This is a genomic window from Nocardia sp. NPDC051981, from assembly GCF_040680715.1.
Lineage (GTDB): Bacteria > Actinomycetota > Actinomycetes > Mycobacteriales > Mycobacteriaceae > Nocardia.
In genome coordinates, this window is the sequence record NZ_JBFAXK010000021.1 from 111,217 (window position 1) to 134,836 (window position 23,620).

A 23,620-nucleotide genomic window follows, 5' to 3' on the forward strand; every position below is an offset into this window, starting at 1 on the left:
GTGGGCGGGCATCGGATTCCGATGCCCGCCCACTCTTTCGTCTCAGACGAACTGGGGGTTCGGGGGGCCTGGCCCCCGGAAACCTCTCTCTCAGCCGCGAAGCGGCTGTTCGACTACCTGTCCTGGAAGTAGCTCAGCAGGCGCAGGATTTCGAGGTACAGCCAGATCAGGGTGACGGTCAGGCCGAACGCCACGCCCCACGCCGCCTTCTCCGGAGCCTGGGCCCGGATGAGCTGGTCGGCGGCGTCGAAGTCCAGCAGGAAGCTGAAGGCCGCGACACCGATGACCACCAGGCTGAACACGATCGAGAGGGTGCCGCCCGAGCGCAGGCCGAAGCCGTCGGCGGTGAAGAAGCTGGCGACCAGGTTGCCGAGCATGAGCACCAGGATGCCGATCATGGCGCCCACGATCATGCGGGTGAAGCGCGGGGTGACGCGGATCGCACCGGTCTTGTAGACCACGAGCATGCCGAAGAAGACGCCGAAGGTGCCCAGCACCGCCTGCGCGATCAGGCCGGATCCGCCGACGCCACCGAACTGCACGTTGGTGAACAGGAACGAGAACGAGCCCAGCAGCAGGCCTTCCAGCGCCGCGTAGCTGAGCACCAGCGCCGGGTTGTCCTGCTTGCGGCCGAAGGTCATGATCATGGCGAGCGCGAAGCCGCCGAGGCCGCCGACCGCGAGGAACAGCACGGCCAGGCCGTGGTTGGCCGAGGTGAGCGCGTAGGACAGGATCGCCGTCAGGGTGACCACGCCGAGGGTGATGCCGGTCTTCTGCACCACATCGTCGATGGTCATCGGGCGGGTGGTCGGTACGGCCGGCTGGTAGGGCTGCTGGTAGCCCGGGTACTGCGGCTGCTGACCGTACGGGTTGTTGGGGAACTGTCCGGCTCCAGGCGCCGAGCCGAAGCCGGCGTAGCCGCCCTGCTGCGGCTGCAAGTTCCGGAAGACCGGGTTGGATGTGGAGCGCATTTCCGTGCGTCCCTTTCTGGAGTCGCGGCTCACGTCGGTCGTGGCCATTGAAGCTACTCGTCCAACGCCCTGCGGGGGCCCGGAGTTCCCGAACCCCCGCAGATCAGACGAGCCGGACTTTACCTTAGCTTTACCGAGTGCGCCGCCCGATAAGCCGCGGTCCGGTCGCCCCGGAAGCCAGTCTCAGCCCAGCTGGCTCATCACGCGAGTTGCGATGAGCTCCAGGTGATCCAGATCGGACAGATCCAGAATCTGCAGGTAAACCCGGCTGGTACCGGCGATCTCGGCATAGCGGCCGATCTTCTCGACCACCTCGTCCGGGCTGCCGGCCAGGCCGTTGGCCTTCAGCTCGTCCACCTCGCGCCCGATGGCGGCCGCGCGCCGCGCCACCTCGGCATCGCTCGCGCCGACACAGGCGACCAGCGCGTTGGAGAAGGTGATGTCGTGCGGATCGCGGCCGGTGTCCTTGGCGGCCATGCGGACTCGCTCGAACTGCTCGGCACTGGCCTCGGCCGACTGGAACGGCGCGTTGAACTCGGTCGCGTACCGCGCGGCCAGGCGCGGGGTGCGCTCGGCGCCCATGCCGCCGATGATGACCGGGATACGCGGCTGCGCGGGCTTGGGCAGCGCCGGGGAATCGGTGAGCGTGTAGTGCTCGCCGGCGAAGGAGAAGGTCTCGCCGACCGGCGTCGACCACAGGCCGGTGACGATGGCCAGCTGCTCCTCGAAGCGCGGGAACCTCCGGGCCGGGAACGGAATGCCGTAGGCGGCGTGCTCGGCCTCGAACCAGCCCGCGCCGAAACCGAATTCGACGCGGCCACCGGACATGGCATCGACCTGGGCCACCTCGATGGCGAGCACGCCCGGGTGGCGGAAGGTGGCCGAGGTGACCAGGGTGCCCAGCCGGATGCGGCGGGTCTCGCGGGCCAGGCCCGCGAGGGTGATCCAGGCGTCGGTGGGGCCGGGGAGACCGTCGGCGTCGCCCATCTTCAGGTAGTGATCGGACCGGAAGAAGGCGTCGTAGCCGAGGTCCTCGGCGGTCTTGGCGACGGTGCGCAGCGTGTCGTAGGACGCGCCCTGCTGGGGTTCGGTGAAGATTCGAAGATCGATTCGTCCCATGCGCCCGATTATTCGACGTCGCGCAGGACGGGTACCCGGCGGGTCACAGTGGGCGGATCCCAGCGGGTCACAGGGGACGGACCGAGCGGGTCACGGTGAACTTGCGATTGCGGCCCATCACATCGGTTCTGCCGACCATGCGCTCCATGACGCCCCGGTAGTTGAGGTGGGTGTTGTAGACCGTCCACAGCTCGCCGCCGGGACGCAGCACCCGGCCGGTCTGCTGGAACATCTTGATGGCCGAGCCGGTGTGCACGGCCGCGCCGACATGGAAGGGCGGGTTGCACAGCACCAGGTCGGCGCTGTTGTCGGGAGCGCTGGACATGGCGTCGTCCTGCAGCACGGTGACGCGGTCGGCGACGCCGTTGGCGGCGGCGGTGGCGCGGGTGGAGGCGACCGCGGCCGCGGACTGATCGGTCGCTGTCACCCGGATGCCGGGGCGGGCCTTGGCGAGTGCGACCGCGAGAATGCCGGTGCCGCAACCCAGATCGATGGCATCGTGGGCATCGGGCTTCATCCGCTTCAGGTGGTCGAGCAGGAAGCGGGTGCCGATGTCCAGGCGCGGGCCGGAGAAGGCCGCACCGTGGGCCACCACCTCCAGGCCCTGCTCGTCGAGCCGGTTGCGGATCGGAAAACGGGGCTCGCCAATGGTCTTGGGCTCGGCGGCGAGCAGGATGCGGGATTTCTGGCGGCCGCGGGTGGCGCGCACCGAGCCGAAGGATTCGGCAAGCACCTCGTTCATGGCGGGGGTCAGGTACTTGTCGCGGCCGCCGGCGAAGATCTCGACATCGGGTGCGGCCCAGCGCGCGATGGCCTCGGCGGTTTCAGCCAGGCCGGACAGCGCACGCGGCAGCCGCCACAGCACCACGCGGACATCGGAGAGCAATCCCGCACCCAATTCGCGGGCCGAAAAGCGATCGGCTAGACCGACAATTCGGGCATTGTTGGCGAGGGCCAATTCACCGGTGAGCAAATCCTGATGCACCCGGACCCCGTGCAGGTCGTGCGCGGCGATGGCCCCGAGCGTCAACGCCCCGTAGCCGTCGTCGATCACGGCCACCCGCCCGTCCCCGGCGGTGGCCAGCGAATCCGCGGCGACATCCAGCATGAGGCGGTCGGCGGCATCGACCGCATACAGGTTCACCGCTTCGACATCCGGATACCGCCGTAACCGGCCCAATACATCCTCGACCTCAACCACACCTACAGTGTGCTAGATCATTGCCGAAGTGTTCCATTCGGCACGGTCGGCGGCCTTTTGCGGAATTAACCGATCCCGTCGCTATTCTGCGATCCCGCAAATCACATGTCGATCGTGGTCACGCCGAATGGACTTCCGAGTTGCCCGCGCTTCGCCGGGGCATGACGGCCGCCGCACCGATGAGGACCACCGCCATGGCGGCCACACCGAGGAACACCAGGTGCACCGCCGGCGCGAGGTCCGACGCCGCCGGCTGGCCGGCCTTCCCGAGCCGGGCATTGACCAGCGCGCCGAACACGGCCACGCCGACCGCGCTGCCCAGCGAGCGGGCGAACATATTGGTGGCGGTGACCACCCCCCGCTCCGACCATTCGGCGCTCGCCTGGGCGGCGATCAGGGTCGGGCTGGCCACCAGGCCCATCCCCATGCCGACGACGAAACAGCCGATCGCCAACTGCCACAGGCTCGACCGCGCGTCCACCACCAGCAGCGACGCCGCGCCCACCACCGCGAACAGGCTGCCGATCACCGCCGTCGCCCGGAAACCTATGCGCAGGTACACCTTTCCGGCCTGCGACGCCGACACCGGCCAGCCCAGCGTGAGCGCGCCGACTGTGAGACCCGCGATCAGCGCCCCGCTACCCAGCACTCCCTGCGCGAAAGTCGGCACGTACGAGGTGAGACCCAGCAGGATCGCGCCGACCAGCAGCGAGGCCAGGCTGCTCGCCACGACGATGCGCCGGGTGAAAACCCACAGCGGCAGAATCGGATTCGCGACTCGCCGCTCTACCAGCCCGAACAACGCCAGCGTCACCCCGCCGCCCGCGAAGAGCACCAGGCTCGCGGGTGAGCCCCAGCCCCACGCCTGGCCACCCTCGAGCAGGGCCAGGATCAGCGCCCCGGCCCCGACGGTGAGCAGTCCGGCGCCGAGGTAGTCGATCCGATGGCTCTGCCGCGGAGCGCTTTCGGTGAAGTTCCGCAGGATCATCCAGGCCGCCAGCGCCGCCAGCGGCAGGTTGATCAGGAAGATCCACCGCCAGCTGATGTACTCCGAGAACACGCCGCCGAGCAGCGGCCCCAGCACCGACGAGGTCGCCCATACACTGGCCAGGTACGCCTGCACCTTGGCTCGCTCCGGCACCGTGTAGATGTCGCCCGCGATGGTCATCGAGATCGGGCTGACCGCGCCCGCCCCGATGCCCTGCACCGCCCGGAACGCGATCAGCGCGGGCATGCTCGTCGCCAGCCCGCACAGCAGCGATCCCACCGCGAAGGCCCCGATCCCGAACAGCATCACCGGTTTCCGCCCCACCATGTCGGCGAGCTTCCCGTAGATCGGCACCGTCACCGCCTGCGCCAGCAGGTAGATGCTGAAAAGCCAAGGGAACTGCGCGAACCCACCGAGCTGATCGGTGATCGTCAGCACCGCGGTGGCGATGATGGTCGAGTCCAATGCCACCAGCGACGTCGACAACATGATCGCCGCTAGAATCGGCCCTCGCTCCGACCGCAACCCGATCGACGACGTCACATCCGTAGCCGTCACCGGCAGCCCCTTCCCTCAACACAACTCACCACCACTGTCGAACACGCCATCCGGGCCGCTATTCCCGGTGGGGTTGCGCCGGCTCGTGCGAAACACGAAGGCTCGCAACGGCCGGCACGCGCCGACAGCGAGCCGCCGTGCCCATGAAATCAGGGGCGCAACGATCTGCGTCCGGAACTCGACGTGCTCGGTAGTACCGAGTGGGAGGGGTTCTTCATGAAGAGGATCGTTGGCATCGTCGCGGCGGTCGCCGCGGTGACCCTGGCGACGGCATGTCAGGACAATGGTTCGACACCGGCGACCAGCGGGGCGTCGGTGCCGAGCTCCGCCCCCGTGACCGCACCGGGAACGATTCAGTCTCCCGCCCCTCAGCAGTCGCCGGGCGCCACGCAGCCCGCCGGTGACGGCGCTCCCGCCACCGCCGGAAACGGCAAATGCGTCGATCTGAAGTCGACGGTGGTCACCGCAGCGCTGGGCAGACTCGGCCCCGGTGTCGGCGGTGACGGGTACTACGCGGACAGCGGTACCGATGCCGCCGTCGGCTCCTGCCCCGCCCTGCTGTGGGTGCTCGCCGGGACTCCGCACGGCACCGCCAGCTCACCCTGGCACGTGATGCTGTTCAACCACGCGGGTTACCTGGGTACCGCGACCAAGAAGTCGACGTCCTATACCCAGGTGGTCGGCTCGTCCGATCGCAGTGTCCAGGTCCAGTACCGGTGGCTCGCCGGTCAGGACGCCAGCTGTTGTCCCTCGGGCGGACCGGTCACCGTCACGCTCACCCTGGGCGCCGACGATCACACCGTCACCCCGGATCGTGACTTCCCGGCCGAGGTGACCGATCCGAGTTCCGCGGGCACCCCACCGGTGTGCCCAGTCACCAAATCCGTTCTGCTCCAGGCATTGCACGGCACCGACATCGAGTCGCGATTGGCGCAGCCGGTCGAACTCGAGGATCGAATCGACTGCTCGGGCGATTGGGCGATGGCCCACAGCGGAACCCACAACAACACGGTCAACCGAGCGCAGGTCCTGTTCCACTACGTAGCGGCCGACGGCGGCTGGAAGCCGGTGAACCTCGGCAGCGCCCTGCACTGCACCGAGATCGGCGTGCCGGCCGATGTCGCCGACAAGATCTGCCACTGATCGATCTGTCACCGGGGCGGGCGCCGGTGAGCCACGCCCACCGGCCTGCCCGTCGCAGAGTGTCAAAGGGAGTCGGCTAGATCGCGCAGAACCGGGAGGCTGACCGAGCCGGAGCCCAGCACCGTGTCGTGGAAAGCCTTGATGTCGAAGGCGGATCCGAGGCGGTCGGTGACCAGGGCACGCTGGCGGCGGATCTCCAGCTGGCCGACCTTGTAGGCGACCGCCTGGCCGGGCATGGCGATGTAGCGGTCGATCTCCACCCGGATTTCCTCGAGCCCGACAGGAGCATTGGCGGACATGAAGTCGACGGCCTGCTGACGGGTCCAGCCCTTGGCGTGCAGGCCGGTGTCCACGACCAAGCGGCAGGAGCGCCAGGAGTCGGCGGCGAGCATGCCGATGCGGGTGAGATCGTCGGGGTACAGGCCCATTTCATCGGCGAGGCGCTCGGTGTAGAGCGCCCAGCCTTCGACGAAGGCCGTATTGGAGAAGGACATGCGCTGGAAGCGCGGGAGATGGTCCAGCTCGTTGGCGATGGTGAGCTGGAGGTGGTGGCCGGGGATGGCCTCGTGGTAGGCGACCGCGGCGGTCTCATAGCGGTTGCGGCTCTCGGGTTCCCGCAGGTTCACGTAGTAGGCGCCAGGGCGGGAGCCGTCGGCCGCGGGCGTGAAGTAGTAGGCCGCGGGCGCGTCCGCGGCCAGGAAGTCGGGGACCGGCAGGATGTCGCAGGACTGGCGCGGGAGCCGGCCGAACCAGTTGCCCATCTCCGCCTGGGCGGCGGCCAGATACGCCCGGGCGTCCGCCATGATCTCCGCACCGTCGCCATAGCGCAGCGTCGAATCCTCGCGCAGCCGGGCGAAGATGGCGGTCTGCTCGGCGAGGCCGAATAGGCGGCCGCCCACCTCCTCGTATTCGGTGCGCAGACGGGCCAATTCGTCCAGGCCGAGCTGGTGGATCTCGTCCGCGCCCAGGTCGGGCAACGTGGTGTGGTGGCGCAGCAGGCGGCGGTAGATATCCGCGCCGTCGTCACCGAGCCAGCAGAGGCCGGGTTTGTCATCGGGGCGCGAAACGGGTTCGAGCTCGGCGGCGAGCACCGCCCGGTAGGCGGCGAAGGCGGGCCGGATGACCTCCCGCGCGACCTCGGCCAGCTCTGCACGCCAGGCGGTTTCGCCATCCCAGTCCGCCGGGCCGGCCAGGGTGACGAACGGGTCGTCGGCGAGATCGGAGGCCAGGTAGCCGTCCAGCTGATTGAGCGAGCGCTCGATGGTGATGTGCGCGGGCGTGCGCCCGGCCGCGAGCCCCGCGCGGAAGCGCTCCACGGCCTGGTTCATCAGGGTGCCGAACTGCCGGTAGCGCTGCACCAGCCGCTGCGCGTTCTCCGGTTCGGGCGCGTTCACCAGGGGAGCCATGGTCAGCATCCCGGCGTGCACGCCCGTCATCTGGTCCGAAGCCATCTCGATGGGCCGCCACTCCAGATGCGAGACCGCCGAAGCCAGTTCGGTGCGCAGTAGGCTTCGCGTGGTCCGGTCCTCGTCACCCAGCCGCCCCGGATCCAGCGCATCCACCTCGGCCAGTAGCCCCCGCCAGGTCCCCAGCAGCCGTTCCTCCGCCGCGACCGACAGATCCTCGATACGATCGTCGAATCGCCTGTCCCCCAACAGGGTCGCCTCGCTGGGCGCGGACTCCAGCATGGCGTCCCAGTACCGGTCGGCGAGTGCGATGAGTTCCTCGTGCGAGTCCATGCCGACCATCATGCCCGGGCCCGCCACCGCCGCGCGGCCGCACGGAAACTTCGCACCCCCGGCGGCGAGGTCCCCCGCTCAGCGGCGCGGCGGAACCGGAATGCGCATCAGATCCTCGGCCACCACGATCTCACCGCCGAAATGGGCACGGGCATCGGCCAAATGCTGGTCCAGGGTGCGGTAGCGCTGCGAGTAGTGGGTCAGCACCAGGGTGCGGACCCCCGCCCGCGCCGCCACCTGCGCCGCCTGCCCGGCCGTGAGATGACCGTATTCGACCGCCAGCTGCTCGTCGGCATCGATGAAGGTGGACTCGATGACGAGCATGTCCACGCCCCGGGCCAGGTCGTGGACGCCGTCGCACAGCCGCGTGTCCATGACGAAGGCGAAACTCTGTCCCGGCCGCGCCTCGCTCACCTCGTCGAGCGTGACCGTGCGCCCGCCGATCTCGACTTCGCCGCGCCGCTGCAGTTCACCCACGACCGGCCCGGACAATCCCAGTTCGCGCAACCGCTCGGGAATGAAGCGCAGGCTGTCCGGCTCGTCGAGGCGATAGCCGAACGATTCGACCGGGTGGGACAGCCGCTCCGCGCGCAGGGTGAAATCGGCTCCCGGCGGCGGCAATTCACCGGCGTCGGTGATCGGGTGCGGGTGCAGCTCCACCCGGCGGTTGTGCGCCGAGGAATCGATGAGCCGTTCGTAGTAGACCTCGCCGGACGCCGGGAAGTAGACGTCGACGGGATGCAGCGCCCCGTCCAAGCTGATGCGGCCCAGCACACCCGGCAGGCCGAAGCAGTGGTCCCCGTGGAAGTGGGTGATGCAGATGCGGGTGATCCCGCTGGCGGCCACACCGGCGAAGCTCATCTGCCGCTGGGTGCCTTCCCCGGGGTCGAACAGCAACCCCTCGCGATCCCACCGCAGCAGGTAGCCATTGTGATTGCGCTGTTTGGTCGGTACTTGGCTGGCCGTCCCCAGAATGACCAGTTCGCGCTGTGACACGGCCGTCAGGCTACCGCCCACCCCGCCGATCCTCGCGATGGCGAGGCGGGCGCGTCCCGCGACAATACCGACAGGGGGTATCCGGCCCGGGGCGGCGGCAGGTCCGTAGAATGGCCGCCGTGATCGAGCAGCAGCCCGGAGGCACCCGGTTCATCCGGGCCTTCGGGCTGCTCGCCCTGCTGGCCGGGCTGGTGGCCATGCACGCGCTCGTCCTCGGCATGAGCCACGACCGCATGACCGGCGACCACTCCGGGAGCCCGGCGACCGTCATGACCGAGCACCTGCACGACGCCGTTCTGCCCATCGCGGGTATCGCCCCGATCGCGATGGCCGCGGGCGACGACCACGAGATGTCCATGCCCGGCTGTGGCGGCGATTGCGGCAATGGCCACGCCGGAACGCACGGTTGCCTGTTCGTGCTCGCCGCGCTGCTGCTCGGACTCGGTCTGGCCGTGCTGGCCTGGGTCGGCATCGGCCGTCGCGACGCCGCCACCTCGACACCGCGCCACCCGCACGCGCATCACGCCCGTCCACCACCCTGGACGGTGCTCTCCCTGGCCGAACTGGCGATCCTGCGGATCTGATGGGCCGCCGCGGCCGCGTATCCCCCACGCGGACGCGGGTTTCCGCCTGCTCATTTCCGATTCGCCAGTACCTACCAAGGAGTTCGACCATGTTCAGCACCCGGATCAAGCTCGCCCTGATCGCCGGCACCGCGGCCACCGCCCTGATCGCCGCGGGCTGCAGCAGCAATGACAGCGACACCTCGAAGGCCGCGCCGTCCTCGACCACCACGGCCATGGATCACGGCAGCATGCCCGGTATGGACCACGGCGCGACCGGCACCTCGGCGCCCGCGGCCACCCGCAGCGACTTCAACGCCGCCGACGTCACGTTCCTGCAGATGATGTACCCGCATCACGCGCAGGCCGTGGAGATGGCGAAGCTGGTGCCCACCCGCTCGCAGAACCAGCAGCTGATCGCCCTGGCCGCGGCCGTGGAACAGGCGCAGTCGCCGGAGATGCGGCAGATCACCACGCTGCTGCAGAGTTTCGGCAAGCCCGCGCCGAGCGGCGACATGGGTCACGACATGCCCGGCATGATGTCGAAGGACCAGATGACCAAGCTGGAGGGTCTGTCCGGCCCGGACTTCGACAAGCTCTGGATGCAGATGATGATCGAGCACCATCAGGGCGCGATCACCATGGCGAATACCGAACTGGCACAGGGCGCCAACGCCGATTCGAAGGCTCTGGCGCAGTCCATCGTGACCGCCCAGCAGCAGGAGATCACCCAGATGAACACCATGCTGGGCCAGGGCTAGCAGCAAGAAGCCAACGGGTGCGCCAGTTTCCGGCGCACCCGCAAGCCTCGCTCTCCCAACGGGATTCAGAGGCGAAGCCCACGGCCTTGGGAGGTATGGCCGCGAGTTACAGGAGTTGTTCTAGTTGCCGATGACGGTGTTCATGATGGTGCCGGCGCTGGTGGCGGTGGCGCCGCCGATCATCGCTCCGGCGATCATCTTCGGTGATTCGAGGCCGCCGCCGCTCCACTTCTCCCAGGCGAACCGGCCACCGCCGTAGGTGATGGCGGTGACGCCGGACAGCATGGTGAACCAGGTGAAGTAGCGGACCAGCTTCATCAGCTTGTCCGCTACGGGCGGGGTCTCCGGGGTCGGGTTGCCGATCTGCGCGACAACCGTGGTGTAGGCGTCATGCACAGCGAGGAGCATGCTCACGATCGGTTCCTCTCGGGATGCTGAGACGGTGCTGATGGGCCGAACTTGTGGCACAACTCTCAATATTCAGAGCAATTGAACCGCATTCCGCGAGGTGGCGTAGGGAAGACACACCACCAGCACCAAACTCGAGCACCCGATCAGCTACCGGTTTTCGCCTCCGCGCGGGCCATCACCGAGTGCCGTCGGCCGTAGGCGAAGTACACGACCAGACCCAGTGCCATCCAGATGACGAACCGCAGCCAGGTCTCCACCGACAGGTTGAACATGAGCCAGGCGCACGCGATGACCGACAGGATCGGGATGAGCGGCACCAGCGGCACCCGGAAGCCGCGCTTCAGATCCGGCCGGCTGCGGCGCAGCACGACCACGCCGACGGACACCAGCACGAACGCGAACAGCGTGCCGATATTGACCATTTCCTCCAGGGTGCCGAAGTCCACGAACCCGGCCAGCACCGCGCAGATGACGCCGACGATGGCGGTGATCCGCACCGGCGTGCCCTTGGGGCCGGTGTGTGCGAGCCGGCGCGGCATCAGGCCGTCGCGGGACATGGCGAACAGCACGCGGGTCTGGCCCAGGAACAGCACCATGACGACCGTGGTCAGACCGGCCAGCGCGCCGACGGAGATGATGTTCTTGGCCCAGGTGACGCCGTGCAGGGCGAAGGCCGTCGCGAGGGTGGCGTCGTTGCCCTGCAGGTCCTTGTAGGACACCATGCCGGTGAGCACCAGCGAGACCGCCACGTACAGCACGGTCACGATGGCCAGCGAGCCCAGGATGCCGCGCGGCACATTGCGCTGCGGGTCCTTGGTCTCCTCGGCGGCGGTGGCGACCACGTCGAAGCCGATGAAGGCGAAGAACACGATGGAGGCCGCGGCCAGCAGGCCATACCAGCCGTAGTGGCTGTTGCCGCCGCCGGTGACCAGCTGGAACAGGGTCTGCTGCAGCTTGCTCGCGCTACCGGAGTCCGCATTGGGGACCGAGGCGGGGATGAAGGGCTTCAGGTTCGAGGCCTTGAAGTAGGTCGCGCCGACCACGACCACCAGCGCGATGACGGCCAGCTTGATGGCGACCGCGACCGCGGAGACCCGCGAGGACAGCTTGGTGCCGAGGGCGAGCAGCACGCCGAGCACGGCGATCAGTACGACCGCGCCCCAGTCGAACTTCACCGAGCCGAAGTGCCAGATGGGCTGATGCCCGCCCATGACCGTGCCCAGGTACTGCGACCAGCCCTTGGCGACCACCGAGGTGCCGAGCGCGAACTCCAGGATGAGGTCCCAGCCGATGATCCAGGCGACCAGCTCACCGAAGGTGGCGTAGGAGAAGGTGTACGCGCTGCCCGCGACGGGGACGGTCGAGGCGAATTCGGCGTAGCAGAGTGCGGCCAGGCCGCAGGCGACGGCCGCGAAGACGAAGGCCAGTGAGACCGCGGGTCCGGCCATGTTGCCCGCGGTACGCGCGGTGAGGGTGAAGATACCGGCGCCGACCACGACCGCGACGCCGAAGACCGTGAGGTCCCACGAGGTCAGGTCCTTGCGAAGTTTGGCATCAGGATCGTCGGTGTCCCGGATCGACTGTTCGACGCTCTTGGTGCGGAACAGTCCGGTGGTGCGTTGGGCAGCGGGACCGGCAGCGTCTCGCGAAGAGTCCGATATCGCCACTGTCTCTCCTAAATCTGGCTTCTCGGCAACAATGCAGTTCTCACCGGTCGGTCACCATCAGGCGAGTTGTCGGCGTCACACGGCACCGTATCATCAGCTGGTACGTACCAGTTCAGCAACAGGCTGGTCACCGAGAACGCACCCGCGTGCCGCCGCAACACCACGCCGGGGACCGGTGGGCGGATTAGTGTTTCGGTATGGCTTTCGGGGGAACGTCCGCGGGCGGGGATCCGGTCGCGCTGGATCGGGTGCTGGCGCATGCGCACAGTGTCAGGGTCAGGGAGATGCCCGGGGACGCGCCGACCCTGCTGGAGGAGCGTGACCCGGTTGCCGTACGAGCGCTGCGGGACGCCCTGCGCGTTGCCGACCTGTCCGGTTTCGTGTGCATGTGCTGGGGCGATGTGGTGCTGGACTTCTTCGACACCGACGAGCGTCCGCTCACCACGGTGACCCTGCATCACGGCTATTCGATCCGCTGGGACGGCTGGCCCCAGGACGCGCTACTGGCCGACGGCGTCCGCTCGCTGGAATGGCTGGCCGTGCGCGGCGTCGCCGTTCCCCTGCGCGAATACCGCGTGGCCGAGCGGCGCCAGGCCGAAGTCGACCGCACCGCCCGGCTCTGGGCGGCCGAGATCCCCGCACCACTCATGCCCTACACCGACATCTTTCTCGATACGTCCACCTCCGGCGGCGGTCTGACCGGACCCCAGGTGGCAGAGGCCCGTGCCCGGCTGTCGGCGGCGTACCCGGATGCGGTGGATCGAATCCTGCACCTGTGCGCCTGGTACGCCGCGGGCACCGGCGCGTACTCGGGTTACCCTCCGCACGAACGCATTCCGGCCCAGTTCCTGGATCTGGAGAACCGCATCGATTTCGCCCGCGCCGTCGACCTGGCCGACGACGCCGCCATCGCCGGCGCGGTCCGCTACCTGATCAGCTGGGACACCCGAAAACGCCTGGCCCGCCTGCTATCCGCGCTCTCCCCCGCCGCGCGCCGCAAGGTCCTCGTCCACGCCCGCGACGCCGAATCCCGCCGCTGGCTGGAGCGCCGCATCGCGGGGTTGCCATGAGATACCCCCGAAAGCTCGTGCCCGGTCGTCAATTCAAGGTGTGGCCGGAGGCCTCGCACGCCATCAACGGCGAGATCGCGGCACGTGTCGCGAAGTTCCTCGGCGAGATAGAGCCCGCCGCAGGCTGATTCGTCCAGCCTGTGTCGGGCTCATTCGCGAATCGGTCACGGCACCAGGACCGCGCGCCCCCGGATCTGGCCCGCGTCCAGGCGGCGGAAGGCTTCCGGCCCCTCGGCGAGGTCGAAGCGTTCGACCTCCATGTGCAGCTTGCCCGCCTGGGCGAGGGCCACACATGCGTGCAGGTCGCTGCGGGTGCCGCCCAGCGATTTCCGCACGGTCGCGCCCCACGGCCAGCCGGGGCCGCCGGCCGGTCCGGCGGTGATTTCCGGTGCGCCGCCGCCGATTCCGACCATGCGGTAGGCGCCGTTGGGGGCGACGGTCTCGCAGGCCAGTTTGGCGGTGGAGTCCACGCCGACGAAGTCGAAGACGGCGTCCGCGCCGCGCCCGCCGGTGAGGTCGAGGATCTGCTGGGCGGTGTCGCCGCCGGAGAGGATGCCGAGTTCCGCGCCGCAGTCGGCGGCCAGGTCCAGCTTCTCCTGCGCCTGGTCTACGGCGATGACCCGCACGCCGGAGATGGCGTGCAGGATCTGCACCGCCACGTGCCCGAGCCCGCCGATGCCGATGGCGACCGCGGTGCCGCCGGGCCGGAGTGCTTCGCGCGCACCGCGAATGGCGTGGTAGGCGGTGAGGGCGGCGTCGGCGACCGGCGCGGCCTGCAGGAAGTCCAGGTCGCCGATGGGCACGAACGAGCTCGCCGGAATCCGCACGTACTCCGACATGCCGCCCTCGATGGTGAGTCCGGGGCAGGGCGGCATGGCGACGCGACCCGCCGCGAGACAGACGTTCTCGTTGCCGCTCACGCATTCCCGGCAGACGCCGCAGGTCCAGAACAGGTAGACGACGCCGCGCTCGCCGATCTCGCGCCCGTTCACGTCCGAGCCGATGGCCTCGATGGTGCCGGCGATCTCGTGGCCGAGGGTGAGCGGATCCTCGCGCAGCTGGATCGGGAAGTTGACCAGGGTCAGGTCGGAGTGGCAGACCCCCGCGGCGCCGACCTTCACCAGCAGGTCGGTGGGTCCGATGTCCGGGACCGGGATGTCGTTGATCTGCACCTTTTCCGGGCCGGTCCACTGGAGTGCGCGCATCGTGCTTCCTTGCCTCGAACTTGTGATCTGGCGCACACGGTAGCAGTGGCTTTACACTGTGTCTAGCGAATGACGGAATGTCTACTGATTTACTAGAAAGTCTTCCCACCATGTCGGACAGCTGTCTAGGCTCGCGTCCCATGAACACACCGCGGATCGCCATCGTGGGCGCCGGAATCTCCGGGATCTGCATGGCCGTGGCTCTGCAGCGGGCCGGATTCACCGACTTCACGCTCTACGAGAAGGCCGACGAGTACGGCGGCACGTGGCGCGACAACAGCTATCCGGGCCTGGTGTGCGATGTGCCCTCGCGGTACTACCAATTCCGGTTCGCCATGAATCCCGAATGGTCACACCTGTATTCGGCCGGGCCGGAGATCAAGGACTATCTGGTCGGGGTGGCGCGCGAGCACGGACTGCGCCGGCGCACCCGCTTCGGGACCGAGGTGACCGGCGCGGTGTTCGACGGCGACGGCTGGCAGCTCACCACCTCCGACGGGGTGACCCGGCGCGTTGACTTCGTGCTGTGCGCAACGGGTTTCCTGCATCACCCGAGCCGGCCGGACATCCCCGGCCTGGACGAATTCGGCGGCGCGGTCATGCATTCCGCGCGCTGGCGGCACGATGTCGAGCTGACCGGCAAGCGGGTGGGCGTGATCGGCACCGGCTCCACCGGCACCCAGCTGGTGAGCGCCCTCGCGGGCACGGTGCCGGAAGTCGTACTGTTCCAGCGCACTCCGCAGTGGATCCTGCCGACGGTGAACCGGCCTTACACGCGGGTGTCGAAGCGGCTCTATTCATTGATCCCCGCGCTGGGCGCACTCCCCTACTGGTTCAATCGCGCCGCCTTCGCCGTGTTCTCGCAGGGCCTGGTGCACCCGGGCCGGGTGCGCCGGTTCATCCAGTGGGTGGTGGAGCGAAACCTGCGGTCGGTCAAGGATCCTGAACTGCGCCGCAAGCTGACGCCCGACTATCAGGCCATGTGCAAACGGCTGGTGGTGTCCGACCGCTTCTACCGGGCGGTGCAGCGCCCCGATGTCACGCTGGTGACCGAGGGCATCGATCACGCCGAGAAGCGCGGCGTGGTGACCACCGATGGCCGCCTGCACGAGCTCGACATCCTGGTCCTGGCAACGGGATTCGACTCGCACGCTTTCATGCGCCCGATGGCCATCACCGGACTGGACGGCCGCACCCTGGATCAGGCCTGGGAGCAGGGCCCGCGCGCCTTCGAGGGCGTCATGATGCCGGACTTCCCGAATCTGTTCATGCTCGTCGGCCCGCACAGTCCCTTCGCCAATCATCCGCTGACCGCGGTCGCCGAGGCGCAGTCGGCCCGCATCGTCGGCTGGCTGCGGCGGTGGCAGGCAGGTGAATTCGCCACCGTCGCCCCCACCCGTGCCGCCACCGACCGCTACAACGCGCGGATGCGGGCCGCCGCCCCGAGCACGGTGTGGACCACCGGCTGCACCAGCTGGTACCTCGGCAAGGACGGGCTGCCCGAGCTGTGGCCCTGGACCCCGGGGCGCTACGAGAAGCTGATCCGCAGCGCACCGGATCCGGTCGACTACGACCTGAATCAGCGTGTCGAGAGCCGGAAGTGACATCGTGGAAATAGCGTTCTGGCGCTTGCTCTCCCGCCTGGTGGGCCGCTGGTGGTTCGGCCCCGCCCCCGACTGGTCCCGGGTCCGCGCCCGGGTCGGCGCGGGCACCACCTTCGCCCGGGCGCCCCGCGGTATCGCCGTCGAGACCAGTCGACTCGGCGGCATACCGGTCGAAACCCTCACTCCCCGTTCGGCACCCGCCGATGCCGCGGTGCTGTACCTGCACGGCAGCGGCTATGTGATCGGCATGCCGCGCATGGTCCGCACCCTCACCGGCGCGCTGGCGGCGGCCATGGGGACCACCGTGCACGCCCTGGATTACCGGCTGGCCCCTGAGCACCCGTACCCGGCCGCCATCGACGACACCGTCGCCGCCTATCGAGCCCTGCTCGCGGCGGGCATCCCGGCCGAACGCATTGCGGTGGTCGGTGATTCGGCCGGCGGTGGCCTGGCGCTGGATCTGGCCCTGCGGCTGCGCGAGAAGCACTGGCCGCAACCCGCGATCCTCGGGCTCATCTGCCCGGTGCTGGACCTGACCTCGAATTCCTCGGCCTTCCAGTGCGATCCGAGCCGGGAGCCGCTGCTGAACCCGTCGCTCATGACGCAGTTCATGGACGCCTACCTGCCGGGTGTCCCCGAGGACGAGCGCCACGCCCGGTCCCCCCTCTACCGCGACATCACCGGCCTGCCGCCCATCGTCATGCATTCGGCGGGCGACGATCTACTGGCCGGGGACGCCCGCCGCTTCGCCGCCCTGGCGGCGAAATCGGCTGCGCCCCTCCGGCACCGCGAGTACCGCAATCTCTGGCACGTCTTCCACGCCATGCCCATGCGCGTGGCACGGGAAGCCGTGACCGACCTCGCCTCCGCGCTCTCCGACCGCCTCTACGGCCACCACGTCGGACATCGGGCAGGCCGCTGATCCGATAGCGCCACCGGGACCGCCCGGCCGGTGAACTCCCGATCATGGCCCGCCGCCTTACCTTCGCGGCCCCGTCGGCCCACCGTCACGGTGATGGGCCGGGAGTCACATGCGCATCGAACTCACCGGCGTGCGATGTGCTCATCCAACTCGAGTGCGATGAACGCGCCGATCATGGCCCGCCAGACCGCTTCTGCCACGGCGGGCTCCAGCCCTGCGGCGGCGGCGCGCTCGCGTGCCAGCGAGACGACCCGCTCAACACGTTCAGGCGCGCGCACGGCCTGCTCGTCGGCCTTGAAAGTGGCGGCCGCGCGCACCAACTGCTGTCGCTCGGCCAGCAGCCGGATCAGGTCACCGTCGAGAACGTCGATGCGCGTGCGGACTTCGGCCAGCGACCGTGGAGCGGACATGAGCAGGCAGCCTATCGAACGCCCCGGAGCAGTGCTGCCGACCGCGCACGTGATCGGCCGGGTTCGGGGCCGGACTGCGCCGCCTCACTACGGTCACAGGCTGGCGGCGTCCGACTGCCCGGTTCGGCGGCCCTGCGGATCAGACGAAGGCGCGGCTGACGACCGGCACGACGAACTCCTCCAGCATGGCGCGCTCCTCGGCGTCGTCGCGGCCGGGGGCGGCGAGGAAGGAGACGATGATACGGGTCAGCCAGCGGGCCAGCCGGCTGCGTTCGGGATCGGTGAGGGCGGTGGGCGTGAACAGGCCCGCCGCAATGGATTCGATGACGTCGGAGTCCTGGCTGATGCGCCCGGCCGCGCCGGATTCACCGGGGCGGAACCAGGCGATGAGCATGGGGTCGGCCCGGACCGCGTGGATCGCGCCGAGCATGGCGGTGACCACCTTCTCGCCCGGATCCTCGATCGTGGCGACCTGCTCGAACACACCCCCGGCAATGCGGCGGGTGGCGCGGTGCACGAAGGCCAGGCGGACGGCCTGCCGGTTCTCGAAGTACCGGTAGAGGGTCGCGCGGGAGCATCCGGCCGCCTTGGCGATATCGCCCATGCCGACCGCGGTGACGCCCCGCTCGGCGAACAGGCGCGCGGCGGCATCGAGGATGCGCTCGGCGGCCAGGTCGGCGCGGTCGTCGGCCAGCCAGTCTCGGCTCATGGATGTCCCTTCGCTGCTCGCGGGCCCGGCGGCAGGGCAGCCGCCACCGGACCCACTCGTTCACACTCTGCCCGCGCGGTACGCGGACGGTGCGACCGGGCCGACCTGGCGCGGTGGCCGGCCCGGAGTCGGTCAGGCCGTCGCCCGGAACGGGACGGAGATCGGCCAGCGCACGTAGTTGCCGTGCGCCCACTGCACGGTATCGAGATCGACGGTGAAGTCGGGGCAGCGGGCCAGCAGTTCCTCCAGAGCGACCCGTGCCACCATGCGGGCGGCGGCCGCGCCGAGGCAGTGGTGGTGGCCGTGGCTGAAGGTCATGATGCGCTTGGGATTGCGGCGCACGTCGAGTTCGGCGGCGGTGGGCCCGAATTCGCGTTCGTCGCGGTTCGCCGACCCGTAGAGCAGCAGCACGCGGCGGCCCGCGGGGATGGTGACGCCGTGCAGCTCCACATCGCGGGTGGCGGTCCGAGCCAGGCCCTGGACCGGGGAGGTCATGCGGAGGAATTCCTCGACGGCGTCGGGGATGAGCGCCGGATTCTCCACCAGCAGGCGGCGCTGGTCGGGGAAGGCGGTGAGCAGTTGCACCGCGCCGCCGAGGTTTCCGGTGGTGGTGTCATTGCCGCCGGTGATCATGGTGAAGGCGAAGCCGAGCATGGCCAGCAGGCCCTCGTTGTCGCCGTCCGCGCCGAGCCCGGAGGCCAGCAGGTGCGAGATGGTGTCGTCGCCGGGTTCCTTACGCCGCCGGTCGATGAGTTCGCTGAAGTAGCCGACCATTTCACCGACCGCGGTAAAGGCGTTCTGGTCGCCCGCCGCCAGGCCCGCACCCTCGACCGCGCCGCCGACGATGTTCTCGGTCCACACGTCGAACTTGCCCCGATCCTGTTCCGGCACACCGAGGTAGTGCGCCACCACCATGGTGGGCAGGGGCTTGAACAGGTCCTTGACGATATCGCCGGAGCCCGCGGCTCGCAGCCCCTCGATGCGCTCGATGACGAAGGCGCGCACCTCGGGTTCGACCGAATTGACCTGCCGGGGTGTGAATCCCGGTGATACCCGGCGGCGGAAGTCGGTGTGGTCGGGCGGGTCCATGAAGACGAACGGCTTGGCGGCGCCGAATCCGGCGGCCAGCAGGTCGACGTAGTCGACGGTCAGGCCGGAGGCCGAGGAGAAGGTCTCGGGGTCGCGTGCGGCCGCGTACACGTCCGCGTGCCGGGACAGGACGTAGAAGTCGTCGGATTCGCGGCCCTCCGGGACGGCCCGGTGGACCGGATCGTGGTCGCGCAGCTGGGAATACATGGGATACGGGTCGCGCCAGGTTTCGCCGGAGCGCAGTTCGAATCGCACCGCATGAGACGCCGTTGAACTCATGAACCGACGGTAAGACAAAACTCACGATATGTCTAGAACCTGTTGCATAGCCGCCCCGGTGTACCAGGCAGCCGGGATCAGAGCACCCGGAAGCGCACGGGATGAGCCAGCGGCCGGCCCGCGTCATCCAGATGATGCAGCAGGTAGGAGCCCGTGGGCAGCGGACCCGACCGCAGGGCCGCGTCGGCCGGGACCGCGCCGACCTGACGCAGGCCCGCTACCGGCGCGACCGCCGCATCGGCAGCGCCCGGCTGGACGCTGACCGGCAGTACCACCTGATCCCGCGTCACCCCGTTCCCCAGCGTGAGGGTGCGCAGCGCGGGCGTGGCGGGCACCGCGGCGGCCAGGCCACCAGGATCGGCGTAGACGGCGAGGCGATGCCCGGCCACCGCGCCCGCGAGGCCGTAGGTGACGACCAGGTCCCGGCCGGGCTCGTAGAGGGACCGGTCGAGCAGCAGCCGGTCGAAGGGCGCCGCGTCGTCGGCGGTCCTTCCGGCGGCGCCGGTTTCCACGAATCCGCGTGCCCGGCACCAGAATCCGGCATCGGCGGCGGCGGTCACCGAGAAGTCGTACCAGCCCGCGCCCTCGGCGTCGGCGTCACAGGACATCTCGCGCCGTTCGGTCCCGCCCGCCGCGATCTCGATCGTCCAGGGCCCGTCGTGACGGTAGGCATTGGAGACCACCGCGGCCGAAACCCGTTGCGTCCCGTCGTTTTCGAATACCCAGGAGAGCTTGCGCCTGCCGGAGGTGGCCGCGGTGGCGGTGATCCGCAGCGCGCCGCACGGACCGGTGAGATCGCCCGCGAAGCGGCGCTGGAAGCCGTCGGGGCCGTACACCGAATAGTCGTAGCGACCGTTCACCGCCGGAAAGTCCTGTGCGACAGCGCCGCCGCCGGGGATATCGAACCGGGCCGGCGTGAAGTCCGCGGCGAAGGCGTTCGGATGCACCCGGCAGTGCACAGTGCCGGTGCCGCCGTTGTCGATGGTGAGGGTGATCCCGCCCTGCCCGTTGGGCGCGCACCGGGCCTGCATCCGGTACGGCAGCGGTACCCGTACCTTGCTGCCGCTCTGCTGCTTCGGCAGGCGCTGCACGAACGGAAGCGGTTGCGCGACACCGGACATCGTCTGCTCGGCGCGCGGGGCGGCGCTGGGCAGGATGAGGGTGCGGCGCGCGCCGAAGTCGAACAGCGAGGACAGGTCGCCGCACACCTCCCGCCGCCACGGACTGATATTCGGTTCGGCGACGCCGGTGACCCGCTCCAGGAACCTCAGCACCGAGGTGTGGTCGAACAATTCGGAGCAGACGGCCTGTTTGCTCCACGGCGACACGATGATCGCGGGTGTCCGCGCGCCCAGGCCGGCATTGTGGCGGCCGAAGTACTCACCGGCCGCGCCCTCCGGCGGCGCCGGTGGCGGGATGTGGTCGAAGTACCCGTCGTTCTCGTCGTAATTGAGAATGAATACCGTCTTGTTCCAGACGTCCGGGTGTTCGGCGAGCGCCTCCAGCACCCCGCGCACCATGGCCTGCCCATTGCGCGGGCCCATGACCGGATGCTCGCAGTCGACGTAGGGCGCGACGATCCAGGACACCGTGGGCAACCGTCCGGTCGCCACGTCGGTGCGGAAGGATTCCACGAGCGTACCGGTACGCGCCCGCAGCAGCCCCTGCTCCACCAGCGCCCGCTGCCCCGCCGACAGCTCGTCCAGGCCCCGCTTCAGGTCGGCGGCGTAGGCGGGTTCCAGGCTCGGATCCCGTTGCAGGTCCGTGTAATAACGGAAGAAGTTCTCGAAGGCGACCCCGCGCCCGCCATTGGTGTACTTCAGCGCCGCCCGCGCGGCCTCACGGAAGGGCAGGAAGAACTCGAGCGCATTGTCGGTGTAGTTGTCCCATTCCTGGTAGACGCGCCAGCCGATGCCGCGCTCCTGGAGTCGTTCGGCGTAGGTGGTCCAGGGCAGGCCGAAGATGATGTCGTTGACGTAGCGTCCGGCGTCGGGGCCGAGCAGCGCGTCGTAGAGGAACAGATTGCCGGTCCGCGGCGCGACCAGCCCGGCCAGCGATTCGGCGACCGAGTGCGGGAGGGCGCTGGTCAGTCCGTGCACCATCCCCAGTACGGCGTCCACGATCCCGGCGACCGGCAGGCTGCGCATCCAGCGCAGTTTCAGATCATCGGCGTACAGCGAGACCTGCAGGGATTCCGCGAAATTGTCCACGGCCAGCGGGTTTTCCACGGTGCCGGTGAACAGGTACATGCGATTGGGGTCGGTGGGCCCGTTCACCGAGCAGTGGTAGCCGTCGCACAGGGTGAACGCCTCGGCCAGCTGGTAGTAGAAGCCCAGGCTGTCACGGTCGTAGCCGACCATCGTGCCCTCGCCCTTGGCGGGGATCCAGCCGTCGTGCCGGCCGAAGGCGAAAGCGTCATGGCCGGTGCGGGTTCCGTGATCGGTGCCGTCGATGTTCTGCAGCGTGGTGGGGTACGGCAACACCACCCGGCCGCCGTCGGGCTGGTGGAAAACCGAGCGTCCGGTGGACAGTTGTAGCGCATTGAGATCGGCGTAGCCACGCACGCCGGCCATGGCGCCGTAGTAGTGGTCGAAGGAGCGGTTCTCCTGCATGAGGATGACCACGTGTTCGATCCGGTCCCAGCCGCCGGGCGGGGCCGGTTCGGCCCAGGCCTGCACCAGGCTCGGCGGGAGCATCGACATGGCTCCGGCCGCACCACCCAGCTGCGCGGCGTGCTTCAGAAAACGCCTCCGATCCATGGCAACCCCTGTGAGCATAGGAACGGCTACCGTTGAGGATCGCCGACCGAGCTTGGGGGTTCGTGGCGGTGAGGGGGATCAGTAATGAAGGGTCAGTTAATCATTGGCTCCGGACGTCGCGGATCTGTCATGTGGCATTCACTGCTGTTCAGCCGGCGTTGTCCTCGTCGCGAACCAGCAGGAAGACCAGTTCGGTATCGCCGATGCGCAACACCGCTCCATCGGACAATAATCCGCTGTCGGCAACCCGTGCGCCATCGACATAGACGCCGTTGGAGGAGTGCAGGTCCTTGATCACCCAGGTGTGCCCGTTGTCGATGAGCAGCGCGTGGTGGCGGCTGACCCGGCCGTCGGGGAGCGCGATGTCATTGTCGGACAGGCGGCCGATGCGGGTCGTGGAGCCGATCACCGGGAAGACGTTCCCGGAACGGTCGCGCAGCAGCGCCTGCGGCTCGTGCCGGCTGCGGTCCACGATGGTGGTGGCGCGGGTGGCCGAGGCCGCCGGGACCGCCGGCACACTGAGCTGATCCTGGCGCAGGATGCGCGATTCCAGCTCCCGGATGCGATGCCCCGGATCGATGCCGAGTTCCTCGGCGAGGATGCCGCGCAGCCGGCGGGCCGCCTCGAGCGCGTCGGACTGCCTGCCGGTCAGGTAGAGCGCGGTGATCAGCTGCTCCCAGAGCGACTCCCGCAGGGGATGATCGCGCACCAGCAGGGCCAATTCGGAGACCACGCCCTCGGCGCGGCCCTGAGCGATATCGGCCTCGGCGCGGGCCTCGATGACGCCGATGCGCTCGTCGTCGAGGGCGACGGCGTAGGCGTCGGCGAAGCCGAGTCCGCGCAGATCGGACAGGACCGGTCCGCGCCACTGGGCGAGCGCGTCGCAGAGGGCGTCGGAGGCGGCGGCGAACCGTCCGGCGGCGAGGGCGCGCAGGCCGTTCTCGCGGCGGGCACGGAAGCGGAAGACATCGCAGGCGGGGTCCGCGAGCACGATGCGATAGCCGGTGCCCATGTGCTGCAGCATGTTCCGGGCGTCGATGCCGCCGTCGCGCAGGGGCTTGCGCAGATTGGAGATGATGGCGTGCAGGCTGACGCGTACGTCGGGCGGCGGATTGTCCTCCCAGACCGCGCTGGCGAGCGCCTCGACGGATACCGGACGGTTGGCGTTGATCGCCAGGTAGGCGAGCACCGCGCGCTGTTTGGGCCCGCCCAGCGGCTGGGCCACCCCGTCGATGGTCAGCTGCACCGGGCCGAGCACCCCCACCCGCGCGCGCACCTCGCCCATCGCCGACCTCCCACCCGGCCCCAGCTGTCGCCCGTCACTGTAGCCATCCACGGCCGCCCCTCGCATCCGCCGAATTCCTCTCACCGAACTGGTCGGTCCCCGACCCGAATTCGTTCCACCTGAGCGCGAATACCACGGGCATGCACCGGTACCCGCACCAGTACATGCCCG

General features: G+C 69.1%; 21 protein-coding genes. 7 read left to right on the forward strand and 14 right to left on the reverse strand.

The genetic code is table 11. The features are described from left to right. Window positions 1-113: 113 nt before the first annotated feature. From AB0L60_RS30370 to AB0L60_RS30385, 4 genes are all read right to left on the reverse strand, one after another. On the reverse strand, window positions 114-971 hold the full coding sequence (locus AB0L60_RS30370) for a Bax inhibitor-1/YccA family protein (RefSeq protein WP_364620770.1): 858 nt from the start codon (window positions 969-971) through the stop codon (window positions 114-116). A gap of 183 nt (window positions 972-1,154) precedes the next feature. Further along, complete coding sequence (locus AB0L60_RS30375) at window positions 1,155-2,081, reverse strand: LLM class F420-dependent oxidoreductase (RefSeq protein WP_364620863.1); 927 nt, start codon at window positions 2,079-2,081, stop codon at window positions 1,155-1,157. A gap of 76 nt (window positions 2,082-2,157) precedes the next feature. Continuing rightward, window positions 2,158-3,291 carry a methyltransferase gene (locus AB0L60_RS30380; RefSeq protein WP_364620773.1) on the reverse strand — a complete coding sequence of 378 codons (1,134 nt, stop codon included), beginning with the start codon at window positions 3,289-3,291 and terminating at the stop codon, window positions 2,158-2,160. Window positions 3,292-3,409: 118 nt separating this feature from the next. Then, entirely contained in the window at window positions 3,410-4,768 is a 1,359-nt protein-coding gene (locus tag AB0L60_RS30385; protein WP_364620776.1) for an MDR family MFS transporter, read from the reverse strand. Between the two features lie 285 nt (window positions 4,769-5,053). Here AB0L60_RS30385 and AB0L60_RS30390 point away from each other — a divergent pair, with 285 nt between their 5' ends. Next, window positions 5,054-5,980, forward strand: a complete 927-nt coding sequence (locus AB0L60_RS30390; RefSeq protein ID WP_364620778.1) for an LppP/LprE family lipoprotein — start codon at window positions 5,054-5,056, stop codon at window positions 5,978-5,980. A 62-nt stretch (window positions 5,981-6,042) separates the two neighbouring features. Here AB0L60_RS30390 and AB0L60_RS30395 read toward each other — a convergent pair whose 3' ends face one another. Both AB0L60_RS30395 and AB0L60_RS30400 read right to left on the reverse strand, forming a co-directional pair. Continuing rightward, complete coding sequence (locus AB0L60_RS30395) at window positions 6,043-7,719, reverse strand: DUF885 domain-containing protein (RefSeq protein ID WP_364620780.1); 1,677 nt, start codon at window positions 7,717-7,719, stop codon at window positions 6,043-6,045. A gap of 78 nt (window positions 7,720-7,797) precedes the next feature. Further along, complete coding sequence (locus AB0L60_RS30400) at window positions 7,798-8,715, reverse strand: ribonuclease Z (RefSeq protein WP_364620783.1); 918 nt, start codon at window positions 8,713-8,715, stop codon at window positions 7,798-7,800. Window positions 8,716-8,834: 119 nt separating this feature from the next. Between AB0L60_RS30400 and AB0L60_RS30405 the strand changes: the two genes are divergently transcribed. After that, a complete protein-coding gene (locus AB0L60_RS30405; protein ID WP_364620786.1) occupies window positions 8,835-9,299 on the forward strand; it encodes a DUF6153 family protein in 465 nt (154 codons plus the stop codon). Between the two features lie 89 nt (window positions 9,300-9,388). Further along, the gene (locus tag AB0L60_RS30410) at window positions 9,389-10,039 is read left to right on the forward strand and encodes a DUF305 domain-containing protein (RefSeq protein WP_364620789.1); all 651 of its coding nucleotides are present in this window, start codon (window positions 9,389-9,391) and stop codon (window positions 10,037-10,039) included. Between the two features lie 120 nt (window positions 10,040-10,159). Here the strand turns inward: AB0L60_RS30410 and AB0L60_RS30415 are convergent, their stop codons facing one another. Further along, the gene (locus AB0L60_RS30415; protein ID WP_354834057.1) at window positions 10,160-10,447 is read right to left on the reverse strand and encodes a hypothetical protein; all 288 of its coding nucleotides are present in this window, start codon (window positions 10,445-10,447) and stop codon (window positions 10,160-10,162) included. Window positions 10,448-10,593: 146 nt separating this feature from the next. Then, the gene (locus AB0L60_RS30420; RefSeq protein WP_364620866.1) at window positions 10,594-12,111 is read right to left on the reverse strand and encodes an amino acid permease; all 1,518 of its coding nucleotides are present in this window, start codon (window positions 12,109-12,111) and stop codon (window positions 10,594-10,596) included. A 203-nt stretch (window positions 12,112-12,314) separates the two neighbouring features. Between AB0L60_RS30420 and AB0L60_RS30425 the strand changes: the two genes are divergently transcribed. Further along, window positions 12,315-13,187, forward strand: coding sequence for a hypothetical protein (locus tag AB0L60_RS30425; protein WP_364620791.1), 873 nt, complete (start codon window positions 12,315-12,317; stop codon window positions 13,185-13,187). Beyond that, entirely contained in the window at window positions 13,184-13,315 is a 132-nt protein-coding gene (locus AB0L60_RS30430; protein WP_364620794.1) for a hypothetical protein, read from the forward strand. The genes AB0L60_RS30425 and AB0L60_RS30430 overlap by 4 nt, the downstream gene beginning before the upstream one ends. A 36-nt stretch (window positions 13,316-13,351) precedes the next feature. Here AB0L60_RS30430 and AB0L60_RS30435 read toward each other — a convergent pair whose 3' ends face one another. Further along, on the reverse strand, window positions 13,352-14,392 hold the full coding sequence (locus AB0L60_RS30435) for an NAD(P)-dependent alcohol dehydrogenase (protein WP_364620797.1): 1,041 nt from the start codon (window positions 14,390-14,392) through the stop codon (window positions 13,352-13,354). Between the two features lie 140 nt (window positions 14,393-14,532). On the opposite strand from AB0L60_RS30435, the gene AB0L60_RS30440 reads away from it, so the two are divergent. Together AB0L60_RS30440 and AB0L60_RS30445 are read left to right on the forward strand one after the other, a co-directional pair. Continuing rightward, window positions 14,533-15,996: an NAD(P)/FAD-dependent oxidoreductase gene (locus AB0L60_RS30440; protein ID WP_364620799.1), complete on the forward strand. Its 1,464-nt coding sequence runs from the start codon at window positions 14,533-14,535 to the stop codon at window positions 15,994-15,996. A gap of 4 nt (window positions 15,997-16,000) precedes the next feature. Next, window positions 16,001-16,918 (forward strand): alpha/beta hydrolase, encoded by a 918-nt coding sequence (locus tag AB0L60_RS30445; RefSeq protein WP_364620801.1) that lies wholly within the window; start codon window positions 16,001-16,003, stop codon window positions 16,916-16,918. Between the two features lie 122 nt (window positions 16,919-17,040). Here AB0L60_RS30445 and AB0L60_RS30450 read toward each other — a convergent pair whose 3' ends face one another. From AB0L60_RS30450 to AB0L60_RS30470, 5 genes are all read right to left on the reverse strand, one after another. Continuing rightward, window positions 17,041-17,328 carry a chorismate mutase gene (locus tag AB0L60_RS30450; RefSeq protein ID WP_364620804.1) on the reverse strand — a complete coding sequence of 96 codons (288 nt, stop codon included), beginning with the start codon at window positions 17,326-17,328 and terminating at the stop codon, window positions 17,041-17,043. 139 nt (window positions 17,329-17,467) lie between these two features. Further along, entirely contained in the window at window positions 17,468-18,037 is a 570-nt protein-coding gene (locus AB0L60_RS30455) for a helix-turn-helix domain-containing protein (protein WP_354833325.1), read from the reverse strand. Between the two features lie 132 nt (window positions 18,038-18,169). After that, window positions 18,170-19,405, reverse strand: coding sequence for a cytochrome P450 (locus AB0L60_RS30460; RefSeq protein WP_364620809.1), 1,236 nt, complete (start codon window positions 19,403-19,405; stop codon window positions 18,170-18,172). Window positions 19,406-19,482: 77 nt separating this feature from the next. Continuing rightward, on the reverse strand, window positions 19,483-22,164 hold the full coding sequence (locus AB0L60_RS30465) for an alkaline phosphatase family protein (protein WP_364620812.1): 2,682 nt from the start codon (window positions 22,162-22,164) through the stop codon (window positions 19,483-19,485). A 148-nt stretch (window positions 22,165-22,312) separates the two neighbouring features. Further along, entirely contained in the window at window positions 22,313-23,449 is a 1,137-nt protein-coding gene (locus tag AB0L60_RS30470; RefSeq protein WP_364620815.1) for a BTAD domain-containing putative transcriptional regulator, read from the reverse strand. Window positions 23,450-23,620 lie beyond the last annotated feature (171 nt).